Annotated in this window: 22 protein-coding genes and 1 tRNA gene; 13 read left to right on the top strand and 10 right to left on the bottom strand. The window is 65.2% G+C overall.

What is annotated here, in order from left to right; translation table 11 throughout:
* Positions 1–49: 49 nt before the first annotated feature.
* From KU884_RS14340 to KU884_RS14320, 5 genes are all read right to left on the bottom strand, one after another.
* Positions 50–1,375 (bottom strand): TRAP transporter large permease subunit, encoded by a 1,326-nt coding sequence (locus KU884_RS14340; RefSeq protein ID WP_167783265.1) that lies wholly within the window; start codon positions 1,373–1,375, stop codon positions 50–52.
* Between the two features lie 3 nt (positions 1,376–1,378).
* Positions 1,379–1,873, bottom strand: coding sequence for a TRAP transporter small permease subunit (locus KU884_RS14335; RefSeq protein WP_167783264.1), 495 nt, complete (start codon positions 1,871–1,873; stop codon positions 1,379–1,381).
* A gap of 123 nt (positions 1,874–1,996) precedes the next feature.
* The gene (gene dctP / locus KU884_RS14330) at positions 1,997–3,103 is read right to left on the bottom strand and encodes a TRAP transporter substrate-binding protein DctP (protein ID WP_167783263.1); all 1,107 of its coding nucleotides are present in this window, start codon (positions 3,101–3,103) and stop codon (positions 1,997–1,999) included.
* 275 nt (positions 3,104–3,378) lie between these two features.
* Entirely contained in the window at positions 3,379–4,803 is a 1,425-nt protein-coding gene (locus tag KU884_RS14325) for a sigma-54-dependent Fis family transcriptional regulator (RefSeq protein WP_254432067.1), read from the bottom strand.
* A gap of 12 nt (positions 4,804–4,815) precedes the next feature.
* Positions 4,816–6,846 (bottom strand): EAL domain-containing protein, encoded by a 2,031-nt coding sequence (locus KU884_RS14320; RefSeq protein ID WP_167783262.1) that lies wholly within the window; start codon positions 6,844–6,846, stop codon positions 4,816–4,818.
* Between the two features lie 250 nt (positions 6,847–7,096).
* On the opposite strand from KU884_RS14320, the gene KU884_RS14315 reads away from it, so the two are divergent.
* From KU884_RS14315 to KU884_RS14305, 3 genes are all read left to right on the top strand, one after another.
* On the top strand, positions 7,097–8,590 hold the full coding sequence (locus tag KU884_RS14315; protein ID WP_167783261.1) for a phospholipase D-like domain-containing protein: 1,494 nt from the start codon (positions 7,097–7,099) through the stop codon (positions 8,588–8,590).
* A 445-nt stretch (positions 8,591–9,035) separates the two neighbouring features.
* Positions 9,036–9,938, top strand: a complete 903-nt coding sequence (locus KU884_RS14310) for a hypothetical protein (protein WP_167783260.1) — start codon at positions 9,036–9,038, stop codon at positions 9,936–9,938.
* Entirely contained in the window at positions 9,856–10,296 is a 441-nt protein-coding gene (locus KU884_RS14305) for a hypothetical protein (RefSeq protein ID WP_167783259.1), read from the top strand. The genes KU884_RS14310 and KU884_RS14305 overlap by 83 nt, the downstream gene beginning before the upstream one ends.
* A gap of 41 nt (positions 10,297–10,337) precedes the next feature.
* Here KU884_RS14305 and KU884_RS14300 read toward each other — a convergent pair.
* Both KU884_RS14300 and ispB read right to left on the bottom strand, forming a co-directional pair.
* Positions 10,338–10,414, bottom strand: a tRNA-Pro gene (locus KU884_RS14300).
* A 21-nt stretch (positions 10,415–10,435) separates the two neighbouring features.
* The gene (gene ispB / locus KU884_RS14295) at positions 10,436–11,404 is read right to left on the bottom strand and encodes an octaprenyl diphosphate synthase (RefSeq protein ID WP_167784270.1); all 969 of its coding nucleotides are present in this window, start codon (positions 11,402–11,404) and stop codon (positions 10,436–10,438) included.
* 268 nt (positions 11,405–11,672) lie between these two features.
* On the opposite strand from ispB, the gene rplU reads away from it, so the two are divergent.
* The 4 genes from rplU to proB all read left to right on the top strand — a co-directional run bounded on the left by rplU (position 11,673) and on the right by proB (position 14,562).
* Entirely contained in the window at positions 11,673–11,987 is a 315-nt protein-coding gene (rplU, locus tag KU884_RS14290; RefSeq protein WP_167783258.1) for a 50S ribosomal protein L21, read from the top strand.
* Positions 11,988–12,003: 16 nt separating this feature from the next.
* The gene (gene rpmA / locus KU884_RS14285) at positions 12,004–12,261 is read left to right on the top strand and encodes a 50S ribosomal protein L27 (RefSeq protein WP_167783257.1); all 258 of its coding nucleotides are present in this window, start codon (positions 12,004–12,006) and stop codon (positions 12,259–12,261) included.
* Positions 12,262–12,385: 124 nt separating this feature from the next.
* Positions 12,386–13,423 carry an Obg family GTPase CgtA gene (gene cgtA, locus KU884_RS14280; RefSeq protein WP_167783256.1) on the top strand — a complete coding sequence of 346 codons (1,038 nt, stop codon included), beginning with the start codon at positions 12,386–12,388 and terminating at the stop codon, positions 13,421–13,423.
* Complete coding sequence (proB, locus tag KU884_RS14275; RefSeq protein WP_167783255.1) at positions 13,420–14,562, top strand: glutamate 5-kinase; 1,143 nt, start codon at positions 13,420–13,422, stop codon at positions 14,560–14,562. Before cgtA ends, proB begins: the two co-directional genes overlap by 4 nt.
* Before the next feature lie 107 nt (positions 14,563–14,669).
* On the opposite strand, the gene rpsT is transcribed toward proB, so the two are convergent.
* Positions 14,670–14,933, bottom strand: a complete 264-nt coding sequence (gene rpsT / locus KU884_RS14270) for a 30S ribosomal protein S20 (protein ID WP_167783254.1) — start codon at positions 14,931–14,933, stop codon at positions 14,670–14,672.
* A 261-nt stretch (positions 14,934–15,194) separates the two neighbouring features.
* Here rpsT and miaB point away from each other — a divergent pair, with 261 nt between their 5' ends.
* The 5 genes from miaB to lnt all read left to right on the top strand — a co-directional run bounded on the left by miaB (position 15,195) and on the right by lnt (position 20,636).
* Positions 15,195–16,565, top strand: a complete 1,371-nt coding sequence (gene miaB / locus KU884_RS14265) for a tRNA (N6-isopentenyl adenosine(37)-C2)-methylthiotransferase MiaB (RefSeq protein ID WP_167783253.1) — start codon at positions 15,195–15,197, stop codon at positions 16,563–16,565.
* 16 nt (positions 16,566–16,581) lie between these two features.
* Positions 16,582–17,580, top strand: a complete 999-nt coding sequence (locus KU884_RS14260; RefSeq protein ID WP_167783252.1) for a PhoH family protein — start codon at positions 16,582–16,584, stop codon at positions 17,578–17,580.
* Positions 17,577–18,056, top strand: coding sequence for an rRNA maturation RNase YbeY (gene ybeY, locus KU884_RS14255; RefSeq protein ID WP_167783251.1), 480 nt, complete (start codon positions 17,577–17,579; stop codon positions 18,054–18,056). The genes KU884_RS14260 and ybeY overlap by 4 nt, the downstream gene beginning before the upstream one ends.
* Positions 18,057–18,120: 64 nt before the next feature.
* Positions 18,121–19,017 carry an HlyC/CorC family transporter gene (locus KU884_RS14250; RefSeq protein WP_167783250.1) on the top strand — a complete coding sequence of 299 codons (897 nt, stop codon included), beginning with the start codon at positions 18,121–18,123 and terminating at the stop codon, positions 19,015–19,017.
* A gap of 77 nt (positions 19,018–19,094) precedes the next feature.
* Positions 19,095–20,636: an apolipoprotein N-acyltransferase gene (gene lnt, locus KU884_RS14245; protein WP_167783249.1), complete on the top strand. Its 1,542-nt coding sequence runs from the start codon at positions 19,095–19,097 to the stop codon at positions 20,634–20,636.
* A gap of 165 nt (positions 20,637–20,801) precedes the next feature.
* Here lnt and KU884_RS14240 read toward each other — a convergent pair whose 3' ends face one another.
* Together KU884_RS14240 and KU884_RS14235 are read right to left on the bottom strand one after the other, a co-directional pair.
* Complete coding sequence (locus KU884_RS14240) at positions 20,802–22,082, bottom strand: HlyC/CorC family transporter (protein ID WP_254432066.1); 1,281 nt, start codon at positions 22,080–22,082, stop codon at positions 20,802–20,804.
* 42 nt (positions 22,083–22,124) lie between these two features.
* Entirely contained in the window at positions 22,125–22,925 is an 801-nt protein-coding gene (locus KU884_RS14235; protein ID WP_167783248.1) for an inner membrane protein YpjD, read from the bottom strand.
* Between the two features lie 242 nt (positions 22,926–23,167).
* Between KU884_RS14235 and ffh the strand changes: the two genes are divergently transcribed.
* Entirely contained in the window at positions 23,168–24,559 is a 1,392-nt protein-coding gene (gene ffh, locus KU884_RS14230) for a signal recognition particle protein (RefSeq protein ID WP_167783247.1), read from the top strand.
* Positions 24,560–24,708 lie beyond the last annotated feature (149 nt).

Genomic DNA, 24,708 nt, shown 5'->3' with positions numbered 1-24,708 from the left:
CGTCCTCCTCCGTTATTTGTGTCCCGCCGTCACGTCAGGGCGGCGTCATTCATCCCAGCAACGCCTGGGGCAGTCCCGTGATCAGCCCCGGGAACAGTGCCAGCAGGATGCAGGTGAGCACGATGATAATGCAGAAGGGAATCACCGCCTTGTAAAGGTCCAGGATCTCCACCCCCGGCGGGGCCACGCCCTTGAGGTAGAACAGGGCATAGCCGAACGGCGGCGTCAGGAACGACGTTTGCAGAATGACGGCGTTCATGACGATGAACCACAGCACGTCGATCTCCATGGCCTGTACCACCGGCAGCATGATCGGGAAGCTCAGCAGCACGATACCGGTCCAGTCCAGGAACATGCCCAGCAGGAACACGATGAACAGCATCAGGATGAGAATGCCGATCTCGCCGCCCGGCGCACCCAGCATCACCTGCTGGACGAACTGCATGCCGCCGCCGCGGGAGAAGACGCCGGTAAACGCCGTGGCACCCACGATCACGAACACCACCATGGCGGTGGTCTTGCCCGCTTCCATGAACGTGTTGAAGCAGGTGCGGATGGACCGGTCACCGAAGATCAGGAACAGCAGGAAGGCCAGCAGCGCACCGATGGCCGAGGCCTCGGTGGCGGTGGCAAAGCCTGTGAACAGCGCGCCGAGCACGCCGACGATCAGGACCATGGGCGGTGCCACGTACTTGATCAGAAGCCAGATGAGTCGCCCGGTGCTGGTCTCTGCGCGCTCCTCCGCCCCGACCGGTGGGCCGTACTCCGGCCGGAACCAGCACAGCACGGCCACATAGATGGCGTAGAGCGTGCCCAGGATGAGCCCGGGAATCAGGGCGCCGGCAAACAGCTTGCCCACGGAGACCGGTGAATAACTGGCCATGAGCACCAGCATGATGCTCGGCGGAATCAGAATGCCCAGGCTGCCGCTGGCCATGATCACACCGGAGCTCAGTGACTTGTTGTAGCCGTACTTGAGCATCGGCGACAGGGCAATGAGCCCCATGACGGCGATGGATGCACCCACGATGCCGGTGGTCGCCGCCAGCAGCACCGAAACCACCACGACCGTGAGGGCGAGGCCGCCGCGCACCCGACCGAACAGCAGGCGCATGACCTCGAACATCCGCTCCGTGACTCCGGAGTCGTTCAGGAAACGCGCCATGAGGATGAATAGCGGTATGGCAACCAGCACATAGTTGTCCATGACCCGGCCGAAGATGTTGCCCACGATGGTGCCGAAAACCTGTGGGCCGGGGCCGAAGAACGCCGCCAGGACCGCAATGCCGCCGAGAACAAAGGGCAGGGGATGGCCCATGAACAGGCCGATCAGCAGCCCGAGAAACATGAACAGTGTAAGCAGCTCAGGACCCATGAATTACTCCTCCCGCAACTGCTGGATGGCCTTGAGAACAATGGAGACTGCCTGCAGCAGCAACAGAGCGCCGGTGATCACCATGAGCATCTTCACGGGATACACCGGGATAGCGACGATGCCCGACGTGGTCTCGCCGCGGTTCCAGGAGCGCATGGCGTAGCCCCAGCTGAACTCGAGATAGATCCAGATGAACGGGGCAAAGAAGAACAGATAACCCAGAATGTCCAGGATTGCCCGAGCTTTGCGCGAGAAGAGGTTCTTGATCACGTCCACTTCGACGTGGGCGCGATGGAACAGCGCATAGGCCCCCAGCAGCATGAAGTGGGCGGCGTAGAGTTGCTTGGTGACTTCGAACGCCCAGTCGCTGGGGCGGCCGATGAAGAACCGCAGAGTAATGTCGTAGACAACGACGATCGCGATCGCCGCGATCAGGGGCGCGACGATGCGCCCGAACCAGTCATTGAAGAAATCGATGTAACGGCTGACGAGAAGCATGAGCCTGGGCCCCCGAGTCGCAGACGAGGAGGCGTGGCCGCTTGCCGCGGCCACGCCGGACTACCTGATGAGGATGGTCACCGCGGCCCGTGCCACGAGAGTCACCCTACGCCCTGGCAGGCGTTACAGGCATTCCTCGATGGCGTCGAGGTCGGGGAGGCTGTCCATGGTGCGGCTCATGTTGAACGGCACGGACAGATCCCGCCAGGTGGCGTACTCCTCCAGATAGCTGATCTGGGAATGGTACACCTTGGCATGCAGCGGGTTTTCACAGGCGCCCTCGACGATGACCTCGTTGGTCACCTGCTGCACCCGCTCCAGTTCCTCTTCCGGCATCTGGCTGATCTCGACACCGGCCTCCTGGAAGCCCTCGGTGCCCTCCATGGAACCGCGCTCGGACCAGGCGATGGACCAGGCCATGGTGGCCTCCGCGGCGACCTTCAGTGCCTCCTGGGTCTGTTCGGGCAGGGCGTCCCAGGAATCCTTGTTGATCATCACGCCGAAGACACTGGCGGACTGGTGCCAGCCCGGTGTGGCCCAGTAGTCCACGATCTCGTGGAAGCCGATCTTGTAGTCCACGCCCGGGGTGGAGAACTCGGCGCCGTCCACCACGCCGCGTTCCACCGCCTGGTAGATCTCGTCACCGGCCAGGGTGACCTGGGAGCCACCGAGGCGCTCCAGAACCCGGCCCTGGTCACGGCCGGCCAGGCGCAGGCGCATGCCGTCCAGATCGTCGATGGACTCGATCTTGGTGCGGCCCATGAAGCCGGACTCGTTGTTGGTGATGCCGTAAGGCAGATACACCATGTCGTACTCGCCGTAGATCTCCTGATAGATATCCCAACCACCCCACTCGAAGATCCAGTTGAGGTAGTCAACGGCATTGAACAGCATGGTGTGGGTGGCCAGGGGCGAGAAGGCGGTGTCCCGGCCCGCCCAGTAGCCCGGCCAGTCCCCCGAGGCGTCAATGCTGCCCGTCTCCGTGGCATCGAACACCTCGCCGGCAGGCATCAGGCTGCCGCCCGCACGGAAGTCGATCTCGATATCGTCTCCGGCGATGCGGTGCACCGTATCCACCCAGCGGCGATCGATCTGGATTAGGTCGATGGAATCGGACCAGGTGGTGGTCATGGTCCATTCCGCCTTATCAGCGTGAACGGTGGTGCTCATGGTGCCAAGAGCGAGGCCGGCGGTCAGGCCGCCGATGGCGAGTCGGGTCAAGTGTTTCATGGTTCTCCTCCTGCGTATTCTGTGTCGTCCGGCACGGATGTGCCGGCGAGCCCTGGCATCGCTGCACGGGCGTCGCCATGCAGCGACTCGATACCTGCCTAGCACGCTCCGTGCCATGCCCCGGAGTGATGCCCCAAGATGCTGATATAACGACGTTCCTGTGTGTGCTGCGGCACCGCGAGGAGGACTGGTGGCGAGTGGGTGTCCGTATTTTCGGACACTCTTTGCCTTTTTTGTGCGGTGGATGTCCGGAATTCAGGGCATGTGTCCGGAATTCAGGGCATTCGCGCCAGTTTTTCGTAGAGCACGGACCTGGAGATGCCCAGCATGCGGGCTGCCTGGCTCCGGTTTCCGCCCGTCGCCCGTAGGGCGTCCTCGATCGCTGCCTGCTCCGCGGCGGCCACCGTCTCTGCCAGTGGCCTGACCGGGCCGGCGGGGGCGTCCGTGGAGGGCGTCCCGCGACGGTGGTACGTGGGCTCCGGTAGTACCGCTGCCATGTCCGCCGCGGACAGTGCCTGTTCGCCCTCGTTCAGCGTCAGCGCCTGGGCCAGGGCGTTGCGGAGTTCACGCATATTTCCGGGCCAGTGATACTGGTGCAGTACGGCGAGGCCCTCGGCGGTGAGTTCGGCATGGAGTTCGCCCCCCAGGGCGATGTCCTCCAGTAGGGTTTCGCACAGCACCCCCAGATCGTTGAGGCGCTCCCGCAGCGGAGGCACGCGGATCTCCAGGACGTTGAGCCGATAGTAGAGGTCGGAGCGGAAGGTGCCGTCGCGGAGCATGGCGTCCATGTCGCGACTGGTGGCGGCAATGATCCGCACATCCACCGGATGGACGGTGTTGGACCCCAGGGGCTCCACTTCCTGCTCTTCCAGCACTCGCAACAGCTTGGCCTGCAGCGCCAGGGGCATGTCACCGATCTCGTCCAGGAACAGGGTGCCGCCGTGGGCGAGCTGGAACTTCCCTTCCCGGGCCCGCTCGCCGGCGCCGGTGTAAGCGCCCGGTGCGACGCCGAAGAACTCGGCCTCCAACAGGTTCTCGGGGATGGCCGCCAGGTTGACGCCAACGAAAGGGCGATTCGCCCGGGCCGAGGCGCTGTGGATCGCCTGCGCCAGGATCTCCTTGCCGGTGCCCGTCTCCCCCAGCAGCAGGACCGGAGTTTCACGGCCGGCCGCAAGCCGGGCCCGGCGCTTGACCTCCAGTGCCGCCGAGCTGGCGCCGACGAAATCCGACAGGCTGTAACGCGCCGAGCGACGGGCCAGCGCCCGGCGGGCGGCTGCCAGGTCTTCCTGGAGCCGGCGGTACTTGCCCATGAGTGGCGCCAGGGGCTGGAGATCGTCGTACACCACGAACGCCAACGCCCCGATGACGCGGCCGCCGTCGACCACCGGCAGCCGCGTCACCACCAGCTGCTGGTCCCGGAATTCCATGATGTCCAGCAATTTCGGCTGCCCGGTCCGGACCGTCTCCGGCATGCGGGTGTTGGGGATGACCTCGCGCACTGGCCGTCCCACAAGCTGCTCCGGCGGTTCACCGATCAGGCGTGCGTAGCTGGGGTTGATCCAGCTGATGCGGCCGTCGGCGTCCACGGCGATGGCGCCGGCACTGGCCTGCTCCAGGTGGGGCAGCAGTGCCTTCATGAGTTCCCGCGTCACGCCCATGGCGGGGTCACGGAATGATTCGGCCGGTTCCATGCCCGTCATCGTTACACTTTCCTACTCACCGGCAAAAACGTCGCTGGGCGCCTGCATGAAGTAGCCCTGAATGTAGTCCACACCGGCGCCCCAGAGCACGGACAGGCTGGAGGCGTCCTGGACCAAGGCCGCAACGGTGCGTACACCGGCACTGCGGGCCTGACTGGTGATGGCCTGCACGTCGGCGCGCAGTGTCGGGTCCGTGCCGATCTCCCGGGTCAGCGCCGGTGACAGTTTGATGTACTTCAGCGGCAAACGCTGCAGCAGATTGTTGCCGTCTGCCCGCGCGCCGTAATGCTCCAGGGCGAGGGCGCAGCCCAGGGGCTGCAATGCATCCATCAGCGCCGCCGTCTCGGCGAGATGGGTGGCGGCGGCCTCCTGGGTGAGCTGGAATACCAGGCGATCTCCGGGGACGCCCTGTTCACGCAACTGATCCGCGAGCCAGCGGGGGAAACGGCTGTCCGCCACTGTCTCCGGAAACAGCTTCACGAACAGGATGGGTCGGTGGTCGCGCCGCGCCTGGCTGGCGAGAACGTCCACCGCCTGACCAACGATCCAGCGGTCCAGGGGTGTCGTCAGGCCCAGGCGTTGCGCGGCCGGCAGAAACTCCTGGGGAAGCACTTCGCCGCCCTGCTCGTCGAGCATGCGCACGAACACCTCGTATACGGAAACGGGGGTGCCGCTGAGGCTGGCGATGGGTTGGTACACCAGCCGGAAGCGCCCCCGGTCCAGGGCGTTCGTGAGAGGACCGCTCCAGTCGATGGTTTCTGCCGTAGCGTCGCCGGTGGTGGCCGGCTCGGCCGCTGTGTCACCCGCAAGCGCCGCGTCCCGGGCGCGTGCCAGGGCTGCGTCGGCGTTACTCAGGTCCGCGCGCAGCAGGGTCAACCCGAGGCGTGCGCGCGTGGCGGGTGCCTGCTGCTCCAGTGCCTCCTGCAGGCGGGCGGTGAGATGCTCCAGTTCGGCGGCATCGGCGCCGAACAGCAGGGCGGCGTAGACACCCTCATCAATACGTGCCGCCAGCGCAGTGGCGGGGAGCAGTATCTGCAACCTGCGCGCCGTGGCGACCATCAGGGCCCGTTGAACCCGAGGGTCCCGGCCGGCGGCAGCCTCCGCCGCCTCCACCTGCAGATAGAGCAAGGTGGTGCGCTGTTCGTTGCCGCGGCTCAGCGCCAGTGCCTGCCGGAGCTCCTCCAGCACATGACCGGGGCTGTCCAGGCCCGTGTCCGGATCGCGGCGTGCCAGGTAGCGGGCGCTGGACTGCAGCCCGGCCACACGCTCCAGCCGGCTGCGGACAATCGCCGTGAGGTCCGTAGCGGGTACCGGCAGCCCGACGACACCGTCGATCCCGGCGCGGGCGGCCAGGCCATCGAAACGTCGCTTGTCGCCGGCGGTGAGAATCAGGGCCGGCAGGCCGTAATGCCGGCTGTCCTGCCGCAGCATTTGCATCAGTTCCGCAGCGTCCACCGCGGCCAGATCCCCCGAGACCAGGAGTATGTCCGGTCGGTTGGCACGCACTTGATCCAGCAGCCGCATGGGGTCGTCCAGAACGGTGGTGGTCATGCCGCCGGTTTGAAGGCTGGCGCCGGTGTCAGCGAGGGCGCCGGTATCGTCCACCAGCAGTGCGTGCAGGTGCTCGGCCGCGCCCAGTCCACGCAGCTGATGGAGCCGGTGGGCGAGGACGGAGGGGTTGAAGGGGCGTGTGAACCAGGCCTGCGCGCCGGCACGTACGGCCCGCAGACGCTGTTCAACGCCGTCATTCCGGCCCACGACGACCAACGGCGCCGGGCCGCATCGCCCGCTTGCATGGATATCCTCCAGCACCGCGGAGGTGGCGTCGTCGGGCAGGAGCTCATCGTCCAGCACCACTGCGCTGGGTGGTGTTGCCGCGGCAGCGTTGCGGAAGACGTCCAGGTTGACCGCGTGGCGGGTGCGCAGGCCGAAGTCCCGCAGTCTGCCGGCAAGTTGCTCGCCCATTCTGCCGTCCTTGAACACCAGGAATACCGGTGCGTCGCCCCGAGCGGTACCCGTGCTCGTGTCACTCCCTGCGGTCATGCGCTCGCCTCCGTTGCCCTATCGTGTCCCGCGATCGGCAACCAGCATAGCGGACCCCGATGGTTGAGGGAAAAGCTCCCGCGGCAACCCCCGGAAGTGTTGCCGGATCCGGTCGGAGTCTTCCTTGCCAAAGCGCCAACGTCGTTCCCGGGTCGGGGCGCGGGGGCTGATGCAGGCGAGCGCTGTGCTCACCGGCCTGACTCGCCTACAATGAAGCTCACCATGAGCAGTCGGGACGGATGGGTCGACGATGACACGCAGCGGGTGGCGCCAGTGGACGGCCAAGCGGTGCCGACGCATCGGACTCCTGGTACTGGCGCTGTTGGTGTCCGTCTATTCGGGCGTCGCGGTCTACCACACCATCAAGCCGTTGCCGGACGGGCTGAACGCCGCAATGCCCCCCCGATCCGACGGTGAGGTTCGCTTCCTGGCCGATTACACCTGGCTGGATGAGGATGGTCGCCGCCAGATGGATCATGAGATCTTCGATCGGATCCTTGCCCTGATTGATGGGGCCGAACGCCTGATCGTCCTGGACATGTTTCTCTTCAACGACTTTGCCGGCGCCAGCGACGATGCCGATCTGCGCCCGCTGTCAGCGGAAGTGGCCGATGCACTGATCCAGCGGAAAGAGCAGCGGCCGGACATGCCCGTTATCCTCATTACCGACCCGATCAACACGCTCTATGGCGGCATCGAGAACGATCATCTGCAGCGCCTGGAAGCGGCCGGTGTGGACGTGATCGTTACCCGCCTGACGGCCCTGCGTGACTCCAACCCGACCTGGTCCGGTTTGTGGCGTCTCTGCTGCCAGTGGTTTGGGAATTCACCGAGTGGGTGGCTGCCCAACCCGGTCGGAGAGGAGCCGGTTCCCATGCGCAGCATTCTGGCCCTGCTCAACTTCAAGGCCAATCACCGGAAAACCCTGTTTGCCGACACGCCGGCTGGCTGGACGGGACTGGTGACCTCGGGGAATCCCCATGATGCCTCCAGTGCACACGGCAACATCGCTGTGGAGTTCTCCGGCCAGGCCGCCCTGGATCTGCTGGCAACCGAGCGCGCCGTGGCCCGATTCTCCCGCCCCGAACTGGACTGGTCCGAACTCGATCAGCTACAGGCCGCGGCGGAAGAAGAAGCGGTCCCGGCGGATGCATCGGACATGCGTGTGCAGGTCCTTACCGAGGAGGCGGTACTGGAGGGCATTCTGGCGTTGCTGGAGCGTTCCCGGGCCGGTGAGTCCGTGGATCTGGCCATTTTCTATCTGTCCCAGCGTGACACGGTGGAGGCCTTGCTGGCAGCTCATCAGCGCGGGGTCCGGGTGCGCGTGCTGATGGATCCCAATGAGGGGGCCTTCGGTCGTGAAAAGGCCGGTGTCCCGAATCAGCCGGTTGCTCATGAGCTGCACCAGGCCGGCATTCCCGTGCGCTGGTGCAACACCCGGGGGGAGCAATGTCACAGTAAATTCATCCTGCATCGGGGCAACGACGGCCGGGGTGAATTCATCGCGGGCTCCGCCAATTTCACCCGGCGCAACCTGGACAATTTCAACCTGGAAACCAGTGTCAGCGTCCGGGCCACGCAGGACGCTCCCGTCATGGAAGAGGCAGCCGGTTACTTCGATGGTCGTTGGCACAATCGCCCCGGCCAGGAGTTCAGTCTGCCCTACAGCGAATACGAGGAGGAGAGTCGTTTTCGCTACTGGCAGTATCGATTTATGGAAGCCACCGGACTGTCGACCTTCTGACCGGAGAAAGATCCGTCGGCCACCACCGAAGCGTTGGCCGCGCAACAGTACCCCGCCTACCGAACTTGGGTTACAGGACACGAGGACACTGAAGTCGCGTGCAGCCCGCGCCTGTCCGGCGCCATCCGGCGCGGCCGCCCCGCCACTGTGCGGTGCCGAACAGAATGCACTCGGAACCAGCCGTTAGCGTTCCCGGACACCAGCGCATTCAGGGTGACTTGCGCTGGTGCCAACGACCAGCGCTTCTGGCGCTTGGGCTTTGTGGCTCCGGGAGAGAAAACCAATGGAAAGGCACACGACTCGATTGGCATATCTAGGTGTCATTGCAACTGCCGGGTTTGCGGTATCCGTCTGTCTTGGCGGTGGCAGTTCCAGTAGTGGGCGAGATGATGAGGATGACTCGCCGGATACAACAGAAACCCGCCCCCACGATCAGCGGGTATTCGTGATCGACGCCGCAGGCTCCGACGAGTTCGAGGCGCTCGACGGCCGCGAGACCGACCGCTGGACGGGCGAACTCAACGGTGCTCGGTACCACGTGGAGGTGCCGGAGAACTGGAACGGGATACTGGTGATGTACGCCCATGGGTATCGTACCGGTGATCCTCCGGAACTCACCGTCACCAATCCGCAGATCCGCGAATACCTGATCGACAACAACTTCGCCTGGGCGGCGTCCAGCTACAGCGCCAACTACTACGACGTGCGCTCCGGCATCGAGGACACCAACGCACTGGCTCTTGCGTTCAACGACATCGCCGCCGAGAACGGGCGTGAGGACCTTCCCGCGCCGGCAAGGAAATACATCATGGGCGTGTCAATGGGTGGCCATATCGCCGGTGCGGCCATCGAGCAGGAGACACGCCAGAGCGCGAATCATGTCGTCGAGTATGACGGTGCCGCACCGTTCTGCGGCGTCATGGGCGACACGGAGCTGTTCAACTATTTTCTTGCCTACAACCTCGCGGCCATGGAGATCGCGGGCGTGGGAGCCGACTTCCCGGTGGATCCGGCCGATGCGGAGGAGGTCAATGGCCAGATCCGGGAGGCCCTCTGGGATGACTTCGACGAGGACCCCGGGAACGTCAACGCGGACGGGCAGTTGCTGAAGGAGGTGCTGATGAACCTCTCGGGTGGTGAGCGTCCCGGCTACGAGCAGGGTTTCGGGGAATGGCAAGAAGTGCTACAGCAGTACCTGCCGGCGGATGGCACGGTGAATGGCATTCTGAACAGCAACGTCCTGGACACGTCGGACATTATCTATCGTGACGCCAGTGGTGATCCTGTGTCTTTCAACGACACCATCCTGGTCGTCACGCCTGATCCCGGCGCCAATCGCCAGAGATGATGGCCTGCGCTGGATTCCCCGGATCAACGGTGAGTTCAGCGTGCCCGTGGTCAGTACCCATACCACCGGGGATCTTTTCGTCCCCTTGAAAATGCAACAGATCTACCACGATCGGGCTGAAGCGAACGGCAGTGCCGATTACCTTGTTCAACGGGCAATCCGCTCGACGGGTCACTGCGACTTCACCGATCAGGAGAAGATTGACTCGTTTGCTGCCATGCACGCGTGGGTAGACGAAGGTGCCGTCCCCGCGGGAGATGCGGTGTCGGATCCGGAGCAGGTCGCCGACCCGGAGTTCGGTTGCCGATTCACCGATCCCGCAGCACCTGACCTGCAAGGCATCCCGCCGTGCCCCTGAAGTAAAGGGCCCACGGCGATGCCGTGGGCCCTTTCTGAATATGGTCGGGGTGGCAGGATTTGAACCTACGACCCCTGCCTCCCGAAGGCAGTGCTCTACCAGACTGAGCTACACCCCGATACTGTCACAAGCGCGTCATTCAGTAGTCGCGCTCCACGCTGAACCTGGCCAGTGATTCCATCGCCTTCCGGTAAGGCGTCTCAGGCAGTTGCCCGAGGCTGGCGACGGCTTTTTCCACTGCCTGATCCGCGAGGGCGCGAGTATAGGTGATCGCTCCGGTTGTTTCAATCGCTTCCAGAATGGTGTCGATCTCCTCGCGCCCACCCTGCTCGATGGCGCCGCGGATGACCGCCGCCTGTTGCTCCGTGCCGTGGCGCATGGCGTGAATCAGGGGCATGGTCGGCTTGCCTTCGGCGAGGTCGTCGCCGATGTTCTTGCCTGTGGTGTTTGCGTTGCCGGTGTAGTCCAGGGCGTCATCCACCAGTTGGAACGCGGTGCCGAGCTGCTTGCCGTATTCGGCCAGGTTGTCGCAGACGTCCTCGTCCTGCTCGGCGAGAATGCCGCCCAGGCGTGTGGCGGCCTCGAACAGCGTCGCGGTCTTCGAGTAGATGACGTGCAGGTACCGCTCCTCGGTGGTGTCCGGGTCGTTGATGTTGAGCAGCTGCATCACCTCGCCCTCGGCGATGGTGTTGGTGGTGTGGGCCATGACGTCCATCACCGGCATGCTGCCCACGGCAACCATCATCTCGAAGGCGCGGGAGTAGAGGAAATCGCCCACCAGAACGCTGGCCTCGTTGCCCCACAGCTCGTTGGCCGTGGCCTGGCCGCGGCGCTTTTCCGAGGCATCGACGACATCGTCGTGGAGCAGGGTGGCCGTGTGGATGAACTCCACCACGGCGGCGAGTTCACGGTGATGGTCACCTTCGTACCCGCACGCGCGCGCGGCGAGCAGCACCTGGAGGGGGCGCAGCCGCTTGCCGCCGCTGTTGATGATGTATGCACCGAGCTGGTTGATGAGCACCACGTCGGAGCGCAGCCGCTGCTGGATCAACCGGTCCACTGCCTTCATGTCGTCCGCCATGAGGGCGCGGATGTCATCGATGTTCATGGCGTGTGAGGGCGACACTGCGTGGGTCATCCGAGAGCCGGTCGGTTGGGCCGCAATTCCGGGCTGCGGCGGCGGAGCATTACAGTAGGTGTGGGCCCTTGGGGTGTCAAGGTGGCCACGGGCAGGATGCCGCAATCACCAACCGGAATCGTGGTGGGCTGGTGGCAAGCGCAGCGCCGTTTGACCTGTCCTCCCTTTGCAGCTATTATTTCGCGCCTTCTCACCGCATTTCGATTGAAGCGACCAAGCGACGGAGACTGAACGGACCATGTACGCCGTGATCAAAACCGGAGGCAAGCAGTATCGTGTCTCTGAAGGGGACATCCTTCGCGTCGAGAAGCTCGACGCCGAGGCGGGCTCGTCCGTGGAGTTCGACCAGGTGTTGCTGGTCTCCGACGGTGACGACGTGAAGATTGGCGCGCCGATGCTCGAGGGCAGCAAGGTGCAGGCTGAGGTCACGGACGCCGGCAAGGGCGAAAAGGTCCATATCATCAAGTTCAAGCGGCGGCAGAACTATCGCCGCCACAAGGGTCATCGTCAGCCCTACACCGAAGTCAAGATTACCGGCATTTCCGCAGGCTGAGTTCCAGGAGCAGGATATGGCACATAAAAAGGCAGGCGGCAGTACTCGTAACGGTCGCGATTCCGAGTCGAAGCGCCTTGGCGTGAAGCGTTTCGGTGGGCAGGAAGTGGTCCCGGGTAACATCCTGGTGCGCCAGCGCGGTACCCACTTCCACCCCGGTGAAGGTGTCGGCATCGGCCGCGATCACACCCTCTTCGCCAAGTCCGGCGGTCAGGTGGTGTTCGAGCGCAAAGGCCCGCTCAACCGCAAGTACGTGAGCGTCCGCAGTCACTGAAGGCCCGACCTCAGTGCGGCGCTCCGGAAACCCCGTCTTCGTACGGGGTTTTTTGTTTCCGGTGCGTTCATACTGATTCGCAGAGACGTCCGCAACGCCGGCGTTCACCACGAGAGCGTGTCCCATGAAGTTCGTCGACGAGGTCACCATCCATGTTGCCGCCGGTGGCGGCGGCGATGGATCCGCCAGTTTCCGGCGCGAGAAGTTCATTCCCCTGGGCGGCCCCGACGGGGGTGATGGCGGGGCCGGCGGCAGCGTGTGGCTGGAGGCGGACGAAGGGCTGAACACCCTGGCGGACTTCCGTCACGTGCGCCGCTACCGGGCGGAACGGGGTCAGAACGGCATGGGCTCGCAGCGTACCGGCAAGAGCGCCGAGGATGTGGTCATTGCCGTGCCCGTGGGGACGGTGGTGGTGGAGAAGAACACCGGCGAACAACTCGGTGACCTGACCGGCCACGGCGAGCGCCTGCTGGTGGCCAAGGGCGGTCGCGGCGGCCTGGGGAACGTGCATTTCAAGAGCTCCACCAATCGGGCACCGCGCCAGACCACCTCAGGTAAGCCCGGGGAAGAGCGGGATTTGCGCCTGGAGCTCAGGGTGCTGGCGGATGTAGGCCTGCTGGGCATGCCCAACGCCGGCAAGTCCACACTCATCCGCGCTGTCTCTGCTGCCCGGCCGCGGGTGGCGGACTATCCGTTCACCACCCTGCATCCCAACCTCGGGGTGGTCAGTGTCGGCCCGGCCCAGAGCTTTGTCATGGCCGACATCCCCGGTCTCATCGAAGGCGCCGCCGACGGGGCCGGTCTGGGGGTGCGCTTTCTCAAGCACCTCGGGCGTACGCGTATCCTGCTGCATCTGGTGGATGCGGTGCCCCATGACCCGGAACAGGACCCGGTGGAGGACATGCAACGGCTGGTCGGCGAGTTGGAGCGCTTCAGCCCCGATCTGGCGGCGCGCGAGCGGTGGCTGGTGCTGAACAAACTGGATCTGCTGCCGGAAGACGAGCGTGAGCCCTGGAAACGGGAGCTGGTGGAGGCAATGGCCTGGGAAGGGCCGGTATACGCCGTATCGGGCCTGACCGGTGTCGGCACCGAAGCGCTGTGTCGCGATGTCATGGCGCGGCTGGAGCAGATCGACGAGGCGGCCCGGGAGGCCCAGGCATGAACGTCGGGGAGGCGAACGCTGCGTGCGGAGCCCGTTCCGGCGTGGCCAAGTGGGTGGTCAAGGTAGGCAGTGCCCTGGTGACCGATGAGGGCCGTGGCCTGGATCACGCCCGCATCGCCGGCTGGGTGGCAGAGCTGGCGGCGCTGCGGGACAGGGGTGTCGAGGTGACCATGGTGTCCTCGGGGGCCGTGGCGGAGGGCATGCAGCGACTGCAGTGGCGGCATCGCCCGCGGGAACTCTACAAGCTCCAGGCCGCGGCGGCCGTGGGGCAGATGGGTCTGGTGCACGCCTACGAATCCGAGTTCCAGCGCTACGGCCTGCATACCGCGCAGGTGTTGCTGACCCACCATGATCTCAGCGATCGTCAGCGCTACCTGAACGCACGTACTACGTTGCGTACGCTGCTGGAGCTGGGTGTGGTGCCGGTGGTGAACGAAAACGACACGGTGGCCACCGACGAATTCCGCTTCGGCGACAACGACACGCTTGCGGCGCTGGTGGCGAATCTGGTGGAGGCGGACCGCCTGGTCATCCTGACCGACCAGCAGGGGCTGTTCGACTCGGATCCACGACAGTACCCCGATGCCCGGCTTATCACCGAGGGCGACGCCGGAGATCCCGACCTGGAGCGCCTGTGCGGGGAGGGTGCCGGCGAGTACGGGCGTGGCGGCATGCTCAGCAAGGTCCGCGCTGCGGCCCGTGCGGCGCGTTCCGGGGCGGCCACCGCGATTGCGTCGGGACGCGAGCCCGGGGTTCTGGAGCGTTTGCGCCGGGATGAGCGCGTGGGCACCTACCTGAAGCCGGCCCGGGAGCCACTGGGGGCGCGGAAACAATGGCTGGCCAGCCAGATGACGGCGCGGGGGCGGGTCTACCTGGACGCCGGCGCCGTCCGCGTTCTTCAGGAGTCCGGGCGCAGCCTGCTCCCCGTGGGCGTGACGGCCGTGGCGGGACAGTTCGCCCGGGGTGAAATCATCAGCTGCGTCGGCCCGGACGGCCGCGAAGTTGCCCGCGGGCTGGTCAATTACGATGCGGCAGAGGCCGACCGTATCAAGGGCGCCGCCAGTGATCGCATCGAGTCGCTTCTCGGGTATGTCGACGAGCCCGAGCTGATCCACCGGGACAACCTGGTCCTGCTCTGAAGCGTCGACCGTCGGCGGATATGCCGGTTCCCGCGCACAAAAACACCGCCGCATCCCGGTAGGGAGGCGGCGGTCGATGAATCACCCCGTGTTCCGGCGGCGCGGGCTCAACCCAGGGCGCGGATCCGCGAGTTCAGACGGCTCTTGTGGCGAGCGGCCTTGTTCTTGTGGATGATGCCCTTCGTCGCCATGCGGTCGATCAGCGGCGTGGCGGTCTTGAACGCCTCTTCCGCGCGCTGCTTGTCGCCCGACTTGATGGCCTTGAGAACGTTCTTGATCTGCGTACGCATCGTGGTACGGCGCGACTTGTTGTGCACGCGACGCGTCTCGTTCTGGATGGCACGTTTCCGTGCTTGCGGCGAGTTGGCCAAGGTTCAGCTCCTGACGAAGTTCTTCACGGTCCGGAAAGGCCCGGTAATATGCTGATTCCGGGCGTGCGTGTCAAGTCCCGGGGCACCGGGATGGGAGCGAGCCGCGTCGCTTGAGGCGGTTCGGTGCTTGCCGTGGGATTCACCCCGGGGTTACCCTTCGCCGTCACTCCGGTTTCGATGTTTTTCAGGACCTTGCCCGCATGGTGGGCACGGCCCTTTCATCGTTCTAAACTGACACTATAGAAGGTGACCCGAGGGCCCATGAACGGCAAGGTCTACGTCAAGACGCATGGCTGCCAGATGAACGAGTACGATTCCGCCAAGATGGCGGACGTGCTTGTCGATCAGCGCGGCTATGAGCGAGTGAGCACGCCGGAAGAGGCGGACCTGATTCTGCTCAATACCTGTTCCATTCGCGAGAAGGCCCAGGAGAAGGTCTTTTCCCAGCTTGGCCACTGGAAGGGCCTGAAGGAGCGCAACCCCGACGTGTTGATCGGCGTGGGCGGCTGCGTCGCCTCCCAGGAAGGTGACGCCCTGCAGAAGCGGGCGCCCTTCGTGGACCTGGTGTTCGGCCCCCAGACGCTGCATCGGCTGCCGGAGATGGTGGATCGCGTGCGCGCGGGCGAGTCCGCCCAGGTGGACGTGTCCTTCCCCGAAATCGAGAAATTCGACCGCCTGCCGGAGCCCCGCGCCGACGGTCCCACCGCGTTTGTCTCCATCATGGAGGGCTGCAGCAAGTACTGCAGCTTCTGCGTGGTGCCGTACACCCGTGGTGAGGAAATCAGCCGTCCCTTCGATGACGTCATCGCCGAGATCGCCGATCTGGCGGATCAGGGCGTGCGCGAGATCAACCTGTTGGGTCAGAACGTCAACGCCTACCGTGCAGAGATGGCCGACGGCACCGAAGCCGACCTGGCCCTGCTGCTCCATTACGTCGCCGCCATCGACGGCATCGACCGCCTCCGCTACACCACCTCGCATCCCGTAGAGTTCAGCGACAGCCTCATCGAGGCCTACGCCGAAATACCCGAGCTGGTGGATCACCTGCACCTACCGGTGCAGAGCGGCTCCGATTTCGTGCTCAAACTCATGAAGCGCGGCCATACCATCGACGAGTTCAAGGACAAGGTGCGCCGCCTGCGGGAGATCCGGCCCGACATCAGCATGTCCACGGACATCATCGTCGGCTTCCCCGGCGAGGACGAGGACTGCTTCGAGGAGACCATGGCCCTGGTGGAGGAAATCGGCTTCGACACCTCCTTCAGTTTCATCTACAGCGCGCGTCCGGGCACCCCGGCATCGTCACTGGCGGACAGCACGCCCCACGAGGTAAAAAAAGCGCGACTGCAGCGATTACAGGCGACCATCGAGGCCAACGCCCGGCGCATCAGCCAGGCCATGGTGGGCACGGTGCAGACCGTTCTCGTGGACAGCGTCTCCCGCCGCAATGACGCCGAGATCGCCGGGCGCACCGAGAACAACCGGGTGGTGAACTTCCCCGGACATCCCCGGCTGATTGGTCGTTTCGTACAGGTGTATATCACCGAGGCACTGCCCAACTCCCTGCGCGGGGAACTGGTGGATTTTCACGATGAGCCCGGGGACCTTCTGTCCGGGGCCGTCACGGCGTGAGGTATCCGAGGCACTATTGAAAGCACAGCCCGAATCCCAGGATTTCAGCCTCGAGCCGGCGGACAATGACCGGCTCGCCAATCTTTGCGGTCAGTTCGATGAAAACCTGCGCCAGGTGGAGCGCCGCCTGGGCGTGGAGATCAGCAATCGCGCCCACCGTTTCCGCGTCATTGGTGATGAGGCGGCGGTCACCGCCGCAGTGAGCGTTCTCCAGGACCTCTACCAGGCCAGCGCCGAGGAGGAACTCTCGCCGGAGAACGTGCACATGTACCTCCAGGATGCCGCCGTGGACGAGCGCGTCCGCCAGGGCCACGAGAAGGCCCGCGAAGAGGAAGTGGTGATCCGCACCCGCAAGGCGGAGATCCGCGGCCGGGGGCCGAATCAGCAACTCTACCTGCGCAACGTCCGCGACCATGATCTCAATTTCGGCATCGGCCCCGCCGGTACCGGCAAGACCTACCTGGCGGTGGCCGCCGCCGTGGAAGCGCTGGAGAGTGACCAGGTGCGTCGCCTGGTGCTGGTGCGGCCGGCGGTGGAAGCCGGCGAACGGCTGGGTTTCCTGCCCGGCGATCTGGCCCAGAAGGTGGATCCGTATCTGCGACCGCTGTATGACGCCCTGTTCGAGATGCTCGGTTTCGACCGCGTGGCCAAGCTCATCGAGCGCAACGTCATCGAGATCGCGCCGCTGGCGTACATGCGCGGGCGCACGCTGAACCAGTCCTTCATTATTCTCGACGAGGCACAGAATACCACCGTCGAGCAGATGAAGATGTTCCTCACCCGCATCGGTTTCGGTTCCACCGCCGTGGTCACCGGTGACGTGACCCAGGTGGACCTGCCCAAGGGCACCGCCTCCGGGCTGCGCGATGCGGTCGACGTACTCCACGAAGTGGAGGGTGTGAGCTTCACTTTCTTCACGGCCGCCGACGTGGTGCGGCACCCGTTGGTGCAGCGTATCGTCCAGGCGTACGACCGTATCAGCGAGGCGCGGGAGCGCGGCGGCGAGCGCGCATGATCACCGTCGTCTACCAGGTCGCCTGCGAAGCCGACGCCGTGCCGTCACAGGCCCAGGTGGAGCGCTGGGTCAGCGCCGCCCTGGCCGGTCACCGGGGCGAGGCCGAGGTGGCGGTGCGGGTGGTAACGCCCGCCGAGGGGCGCCGGCTCAACAGCGACTACCGCGGGCGGGATTACGCCACCAACGTGCTGTCGTTCCCGTTCGAGGCACCCCCGGGCCTGGACGAGGATCTGCCGGAGCTGGGGGATCTGGTCATCTGTGCCGAGGTGGTCAGCGGCGAGGCGGCGGAGCAGGGCAAACCGCCGGAGCACCACTGGGCACACATGGTGGTGCACGGCACTTTGCATCTATTGGGCTACGATCATATGGAAGAGACCGAAGCCCTGGAGATGGAAGGGGCGGAGCAGAAGATCCTGGCCGGGCTCGGCATCCCCGACCCCTACCGCGAGGAGGCCGGCGCAAGTCCACAGGCGTGAGTAGTGTACGGGGAACGCCCCGGCACTCCTGACCCCTGATTTCTTGGCAACGGCATGGGAGTCCATGAACAGCGAGGACCGAAGTAGCAGCAGTGACCAGCGCTCGTGGCTGGAACGGATCAGCCAGGCGATTTCCGGCGAACCGCGGGATCGCGACAGCCTGGTGGATGTGCTGCGTGACGCGCAGCGCCGCGGTCTGCTGGATGCCGATCAGCTTGCGATGATCGAGGGCGCCCTGCACGTCTCCGAGATGCAGGTGCGCGACATCATGATTCCCCGCTCGCAGATGGTGGTGGTCCGCCGGGATGCCTCCCCGGGCGAACTGCTGCCGCCGGTGATCGAGTCCGGCCACTCGCGCTTCCCGGTGATCGGCGAGAACCGGGACGATGTCATCGGCATCCTCATTGCCAAGGACCTGCTGGTCTACTCCTCCCCGGAGAACCAGACCCGCTTCGACATGCGGGAAGTCATGCGGCCGGCGCTGTTCGTGCCCGAGAGCAAGCGCCTGGACGTGATGCTCAAGGAGTTCCGCAGCAGCCGTAACCATCTTGCGGTTGTGGTGGACGAGTACGGTGGCGTGGCCGGCATGGTGACCATCGAGGACGTGCTGGAGCAGATCGTCGGCGAGATCGACGACGAGCACGACGTGGATGACGACACCTACATCCTCAGTCACCGCGAGGGCAGCAGCGTGGTCAAGGCGCTCACGCCCCTGGAGGACTTCAACGCTCACTTCGGCACGGCGTTCAGTGACGAGGAGTTCGATACCATCGGCGGCTACATCGCCCACGCCTTCGGGCATCTTCCCGGGCGCGGCGAAGCGGTGTCCCTGGAGGGATACCGCTTCGAAGTGGTGCGCGCCGACAACCGGCGCATCCATCTGCTGATGGTCATGCCTGACCCTGAAGAGGGTGTCGAGACGGCTTCGGGAGCCGGCGCGGATATCCAGTCCAGTTCCTGACCGTTCCCCGGTCTTGCAAATCGGCGGCAATCCAATGACAGTGTGCGCCGTTGCCATCGCCAGGAACGCGCCCGCTCATGATCCCGACCTTCACCGCTGACCGTCACCGCTGGCCCCAGTTGCTGCTGGCCCTGCTTGCCGGCGCCCTGTCCCCGCTGGCCTACGATCCCTTTGGCTGGTGGATCATCGCTTTCGTGTCACCAGCCGTGCTGTTCTACCTGGTGAGCGGGCCGGAGGCCGGGCGGGGGCGGGTTGCCTACGCCTGGGGGCTTGGCTGGTTCACCGCCGGTGCCTTCTGGATCTATCACAGCATCATGTTCTACGGCGGTGGCTTCTGGGCTGCAATGGTGTTCTGCGCCGTGCTGGCGCTGCTGTTCGCGTTGATACCGCTGGCCACGGTGGCGCTCTGGCAGCGCCTGCGCCCCGCCAGCGATGCCCTGGCACTGCTGGTGGCCATGCCGTTGGCGTGGGTGGTTGTGGAGTGGATCCGCGGCTGGCTGTTCACCGGCACCACCTGGCTGCAACTGGGCTACAGCCAGACGGAGACCTGGCTCAACGGCTTTGCCCCGGTGATCGGCAGTCTTGGCATCAGCCTGCTGGTGGCGCTGGGTGCCGGGGCAGTGGCCTGGGCGGCGCGCCATCCGGTGCAGCTGCGAACCCTGCCGGTGGCCGCCGGCTTCGTGCTGGTGTTCGTCGCCGGCTTGCTGCTGCGCCAGGTGGAGTGGACCGAGCCTGACGGCGGCCCGCTGACCGCGGGGCTGCTCCAGGGCAATATCCCCCAGGACGTGAAGTGGGACCCCGATTACCGTGACGTGACCATGAACCGGTATCGGGATCTCACCGCCCAGCACTGGGACAAGGACCTGGTGATCTGGCCCGAGACCGCCGTGCCCATGGTTCAGCACCAGGCCGCTGAACATCTGGCGCCGCTGGGCGACGAGGCTGCCTTCCACGAAACAGAATTGCTACTGGGTCTGCCCACCCTGGATCGCGGGCGCGACCAGGTCTTCAATAGCGTCATGAGTCTGGGTGAGGATGTGGACTACTACCACAAGCGCCACCTGGTGCCTTTCGGCGAGTACGTGCCGTTCCGGGAGCAACTGGGGCCGCTGCTGGACGTGTTCGGAGCGCCGCTGGGGGATTTCACCCCCGGGCGTTCGCCGGAGCCGCTGGCCGCAGGCGGTCGCAACGCCGCCATCTCCATTTGCTACGAGATCACCTTTGCCCCGGTAGTGGCGGCCTCACTGTCCGACGCCAGCTACCTGGTAAACGTCAGCAACGACGCCTGGTTCGGTACCACCATCGGACCGCACCAGCACTTCCAGAAGGCGCGCATGCGCGCCATCGAGTTCCAGCGACCGCTGCTGCGGAGCACCAACACCGGCATTACCGCCTCGGTGGACGAGCGCGGTCGCGTCATCGACCGCGCCCCGCAGTTCCGGCCGGTGGCGCTGGGCACCACCATTCAGCCGCGGCAGGGTATGACGCCCTATCTGCGGTGGCTGGACGCCCCGGTGGTCATGGGTGCCGGCTTCGGCCTGGTGGCCTTTGGCGCGTGGCGGGTTCGCCGGTACGTGCGCAGACCGCCGGACGACGGCGACACGCCGGGCGGTTCCTGATTGGTCTGCATGTGTATAGGCGTAGGGCGGACCTTCAGGTCCGCCGTCCCGAGACATGCCAGCCAAGGCGGTTTATCGAAGCCCGTTTGGCGGACCTGAAGGTCCGCCCTACGACCGGCGCTGCAGGTCCGGCCCGTGGGGCCGAGGTGTCGTTCCGGGCCGGCGTCAGGATCGACGCCGCCGCTGGCGCACCAGCCGCGGCTGGATTTCCGCCGTCTTCACCTTGTTGTCCTGGGTCTGGACGATGGTCACGGGAAAGCCGTGGATGAGCAGACTGGTCCCCGGCTCGGGGATGGACTCCAGCTGCTCCAGGATCAGCCCGTTCAGCGTCTTCGGGCCGTCGGTGGGCAGGTCCCAGTCCAGGGCCCGGTTGAGTTCGCGTACGCTGATACTGCCCTGGGCCAGATACGCCCCCGATTCCAGCGGCCGCAGGTATCGGGAGTGAGCTGCCGGATCGGTGGTGAACTCGCCCACGATCTCCTCGAGGATGTCCTCCAGGGCGACCAGCCCCATGATGTCACCGTACTCGTCCACCACCATGCCCACCCGGCGCCGCTGCCGCTGAAAATTCACCAGCTGCGTATGCAGGCGGGTCCCCTCCGGAATGAAATAGGTGGGCTCCACCTGGGCGAGCAGATGGTCCCGGGTCAGCCGCCGCTCGGTAAGGTCGGGAATGATCCGCCGCAGGTGAAGAATGCCCTGGACATCGTCGATGCTCTCCTGGAACACCGGCAGGCGCGTGTGCTGGGTATTGGCGAGCTGGGCGACGATCTCGTCCCAGTCGTCGGTGAGGTCGATGCCGACAATCTCGTTGCGCGGCACCATGATGTCCTCCACCGTCGCCTTCTCCAGGTCAAGGATGTTGAGCAGCATCTTCTGGTGTCGCCTGGGGATCAGGGTGCCGGCCTCATTCACCACCGAGCGCAGTTCCTCGCGGCTGAGGTTCTCGTTCTCGCTGACCCGTGGATCCACCCGCAGCAGGCGCAACAGGCCGTTGGCGACGGCATTGATCATCCACACCAGCGGGTAGAGAACCCGCAGCAGCACCGCCAGGGGCCAGGACGCGGGAAAGGCGATGCGTTCCGGGTGCAGCGCGGCGAGGGTCTTGGGGGCAACCTCGGCGAAGATCAGGATCACCAGGGTCAGCACCAGCGAGGCAATACCGATGGCGCCCTCGCCGTAGAGCTGCAGGGCGATGACGGTGGCCAGAGAGGCGGCGAGGATATTGACGAAGTTGTTGCCCAGCAGGATCACGCCGAGGATGCGGTCGGGCCGCTCCAGCAGGCGGGTGGCCAGCCGTGCCGAACGCCAGCCGCCCCGCGCCAGATGTCGGAGCCGATAGCGGTTCAGGCTCATCAGCGCCGTCTCGGAACTGGAGAAGAATGCCGAGAGAATGATCAGCAGGGCGAGGATGCCGAACATGATACCCAGGGGGAGTTCGCTCACGGGGTCAATCCTCGCTTCTGTGCGGTTCCGGGCATCGTGGCGTCAGCCGCGGCCCAGGATGATTTCCAGAACGAGTTTGGTGCCGAAATAGGCGATGAGCAACGCAATGAAACCGCCCAGGGTCCAGCGGATTGCCGTGCGTCCGCGCCAACCGTAACGCCAGCGTCCGAACAGCAGGGTGGCGAAGACCAGCCAGGCGGCGATGGAGAAGAGGGTCTTGTGTGCAAGATGCTGGCCGAACAGATCCTGCAGATACAGTGCGCCGGAGCCGAGCGCCACGGTGAGCAGCAGAAAGCCCACCCAGAGCATCTGGAACAGCAGCTCTTCCATTTCCCGTAACGGCGGCAGTGCCCGGACCAGGCCGCCGGGCTGGCGGTGGCGCAGGCGATGATCCTGCCACGCCAGCACCAGCGACTGGATCACCGCAACATTGAGGGCACTGAAGGCCAGGACCGAGGTGATGACATGCACCTCCAGCCCGGCCGGAAAGCGCGTGATGGCCCCCTCGCCGGCGCCGAACGTCTGATTGATGATCTGCACCAGGGCGGCCACGGGCAGGATGAACACCATGAGATTCTCGATGGCACGCCGAATGGCGCCGATCAGCACCATAAGCACCATCAGGGCCGCCACCAGGGATGCCGCGTTAAGCAGCCCCAGGTCCAGGCCGACCGGCGTCTCCATGTGCGCCCAGAGTGACGCTGCATGGAGAGTCAATCCGGCCCAGCCCGCGGCCAGCAGACTGCGTCGCCACGGCAGCTGTTCTGGCCCCCGGGCAAGGCGCCAGGCAAGGCCGGCGCCAACCAGCAGGTAGAGAACGGCGGAGACGAGGGTCGGGAACATGGAATCCATTGAATGCCGGAACGAATCGGCCGCGTGCGGACGCCCGCAGGCCGGGCTCTCAGAACCGGAATCATCGCACACATGCACCCGGGGGCAAAGCAGGCCATGGCCTGCTGAGATTGATCGGCCGGCAGCCAGGCGTTACCTTTGCCGGTTACCGAACGTCTGCACGATGGGTGGGTGTCCAGTCAATCACTCGGCGCCCGCCGTTTCCGCACCGATCACCGGCGAGAGGCCACGGCATGTTTGACAACCTGAGTGAGCGCCTTGACGGCGTCATGAAGCGCCTGCGCGGGCAGGGGCGGCTCACCGAAGAGAATATCCAGGAAAGCCTGCGGGAAGTGCGCATGGCGCTACTGGAAGCGGACGTCGCGCTGCCCGTGGTCAAGGACTTCGTGCGTGACGTCAAGGAGCGCGCCCTGGGCGAGGAGGTCAAGCGCAGCCTGACGCCGGGGCAGACGTTCATCAAGATCGTCAAGGACGAACTCGTCCGGGTCATGGGTGAGGCCAACGACGCCCTGAACCTGCACGTGCGTCCGCCCGCCGTGGTCATGGTGGCGGGCCTGCAGGGGGCGGGCAAGACCACCAGCATTGCCAAGCTGGCCCGCTACCTGCGCGAGCGTGAGAAAAAGAAAGTGCTGGTGGTGAGCTGCGACATCTACCGTCCGGCCGCCATTGATCAGCTGCAGACCCTGGCCGGCGAGGTGGAAGTGGATTTCTTCCCCTCCAACAGCAACCAGAAACCGCTGGATATCGGCCGGGCAGCGTTGGAGCACGCCCGCAAGCAGTTCCATGACGTGGTGCTGGTGGATACCGCCGGGCGCCTGCATGTGGACGAGGCCATGATGGCCGAGGTGGGTGAACTGCACAAAGGCATCGAGCCGGTGGAGACGCTGTTCGTGGTGGACAGCATGACCGGCCAGGATGCGGTCAACACCGCCAAGGCGTTCAACGACGCCCTGCCGCTCACCGGTGTCATCCTCACCAAGACCGATGGCGACGCCCGCGGCGGTGCGGCGCTGTCCATCCGCCAGATCACCGGTAAGCCCATCAAGTTCCTGGGGACCGGCGAGAAGACCAAGGCGCTGGAGCCGTTCCATCCCGACCGGGTGGCTTCGCGCATCCTCGGCATGGGCGACATGCTCAGCCTGGTGGAGGAAGTCGAGCGCGGCGTGGACAAGCAGGATGCCGATCGCCTGGCAAAGAAGCTCAAGAAGGGCAAGGGCTTCGACCTGGAGGACTTCCGCGACCAGATGAGTCAGCTTGGCAATATGGGCGGCATTGGTGGCCTGATCGACAAGATGCCCGGCATGGGCGGCATGGCCGACAAGGTCAAGGGCCAGGTGGACGACAAGGACGTGCGCCGTCTGGTGGCCATCATCAACTCCATGACCCCCGCGGAACGCCGCCGTCCGGATGTCATCAACGGCTCACGCAAGCGCCGCATTGCCACCGGTTCCGGCACCCAGGTGCAGGACGTGAACAAGCTGCTCAAGCAGTTCAAGCAGATGCAGAAAATGATGAAGCAGGTGAACAAGAAGGGCGGCATGCAGAAGATGATGCGCCAGCTCGGCGGTGGCGGAGGCATGCCCCCGGGCGGCGGCATGCCTCCCGGCGGGGGCTTGCCCCGCTAAACGACCGGAGTGCGGGGAGCCGTAGGGTGGACATTCAGGTCCACCGTTCCAGCCTTGGCCAAGCTGCCTTGGCCTGCAGAGCGGAGACGGCGGACCTGAAGGTCCTCCCTACGCCCTGAATAGCCGGGCGTACGGGGGTGGCGTTCAGC

The organism is Aquisalimonas sp. 2447 (assembly GCF_012044895.1).
GTDB lineage: Bacteria > Pseudomonadota > Gammaproteobacteria > Nitrococcales > Aquisalimonadaceae > Aquisalimonas.
This window is presented reverse-complemented; position numbering and strand designations above follow the sequence as displayed.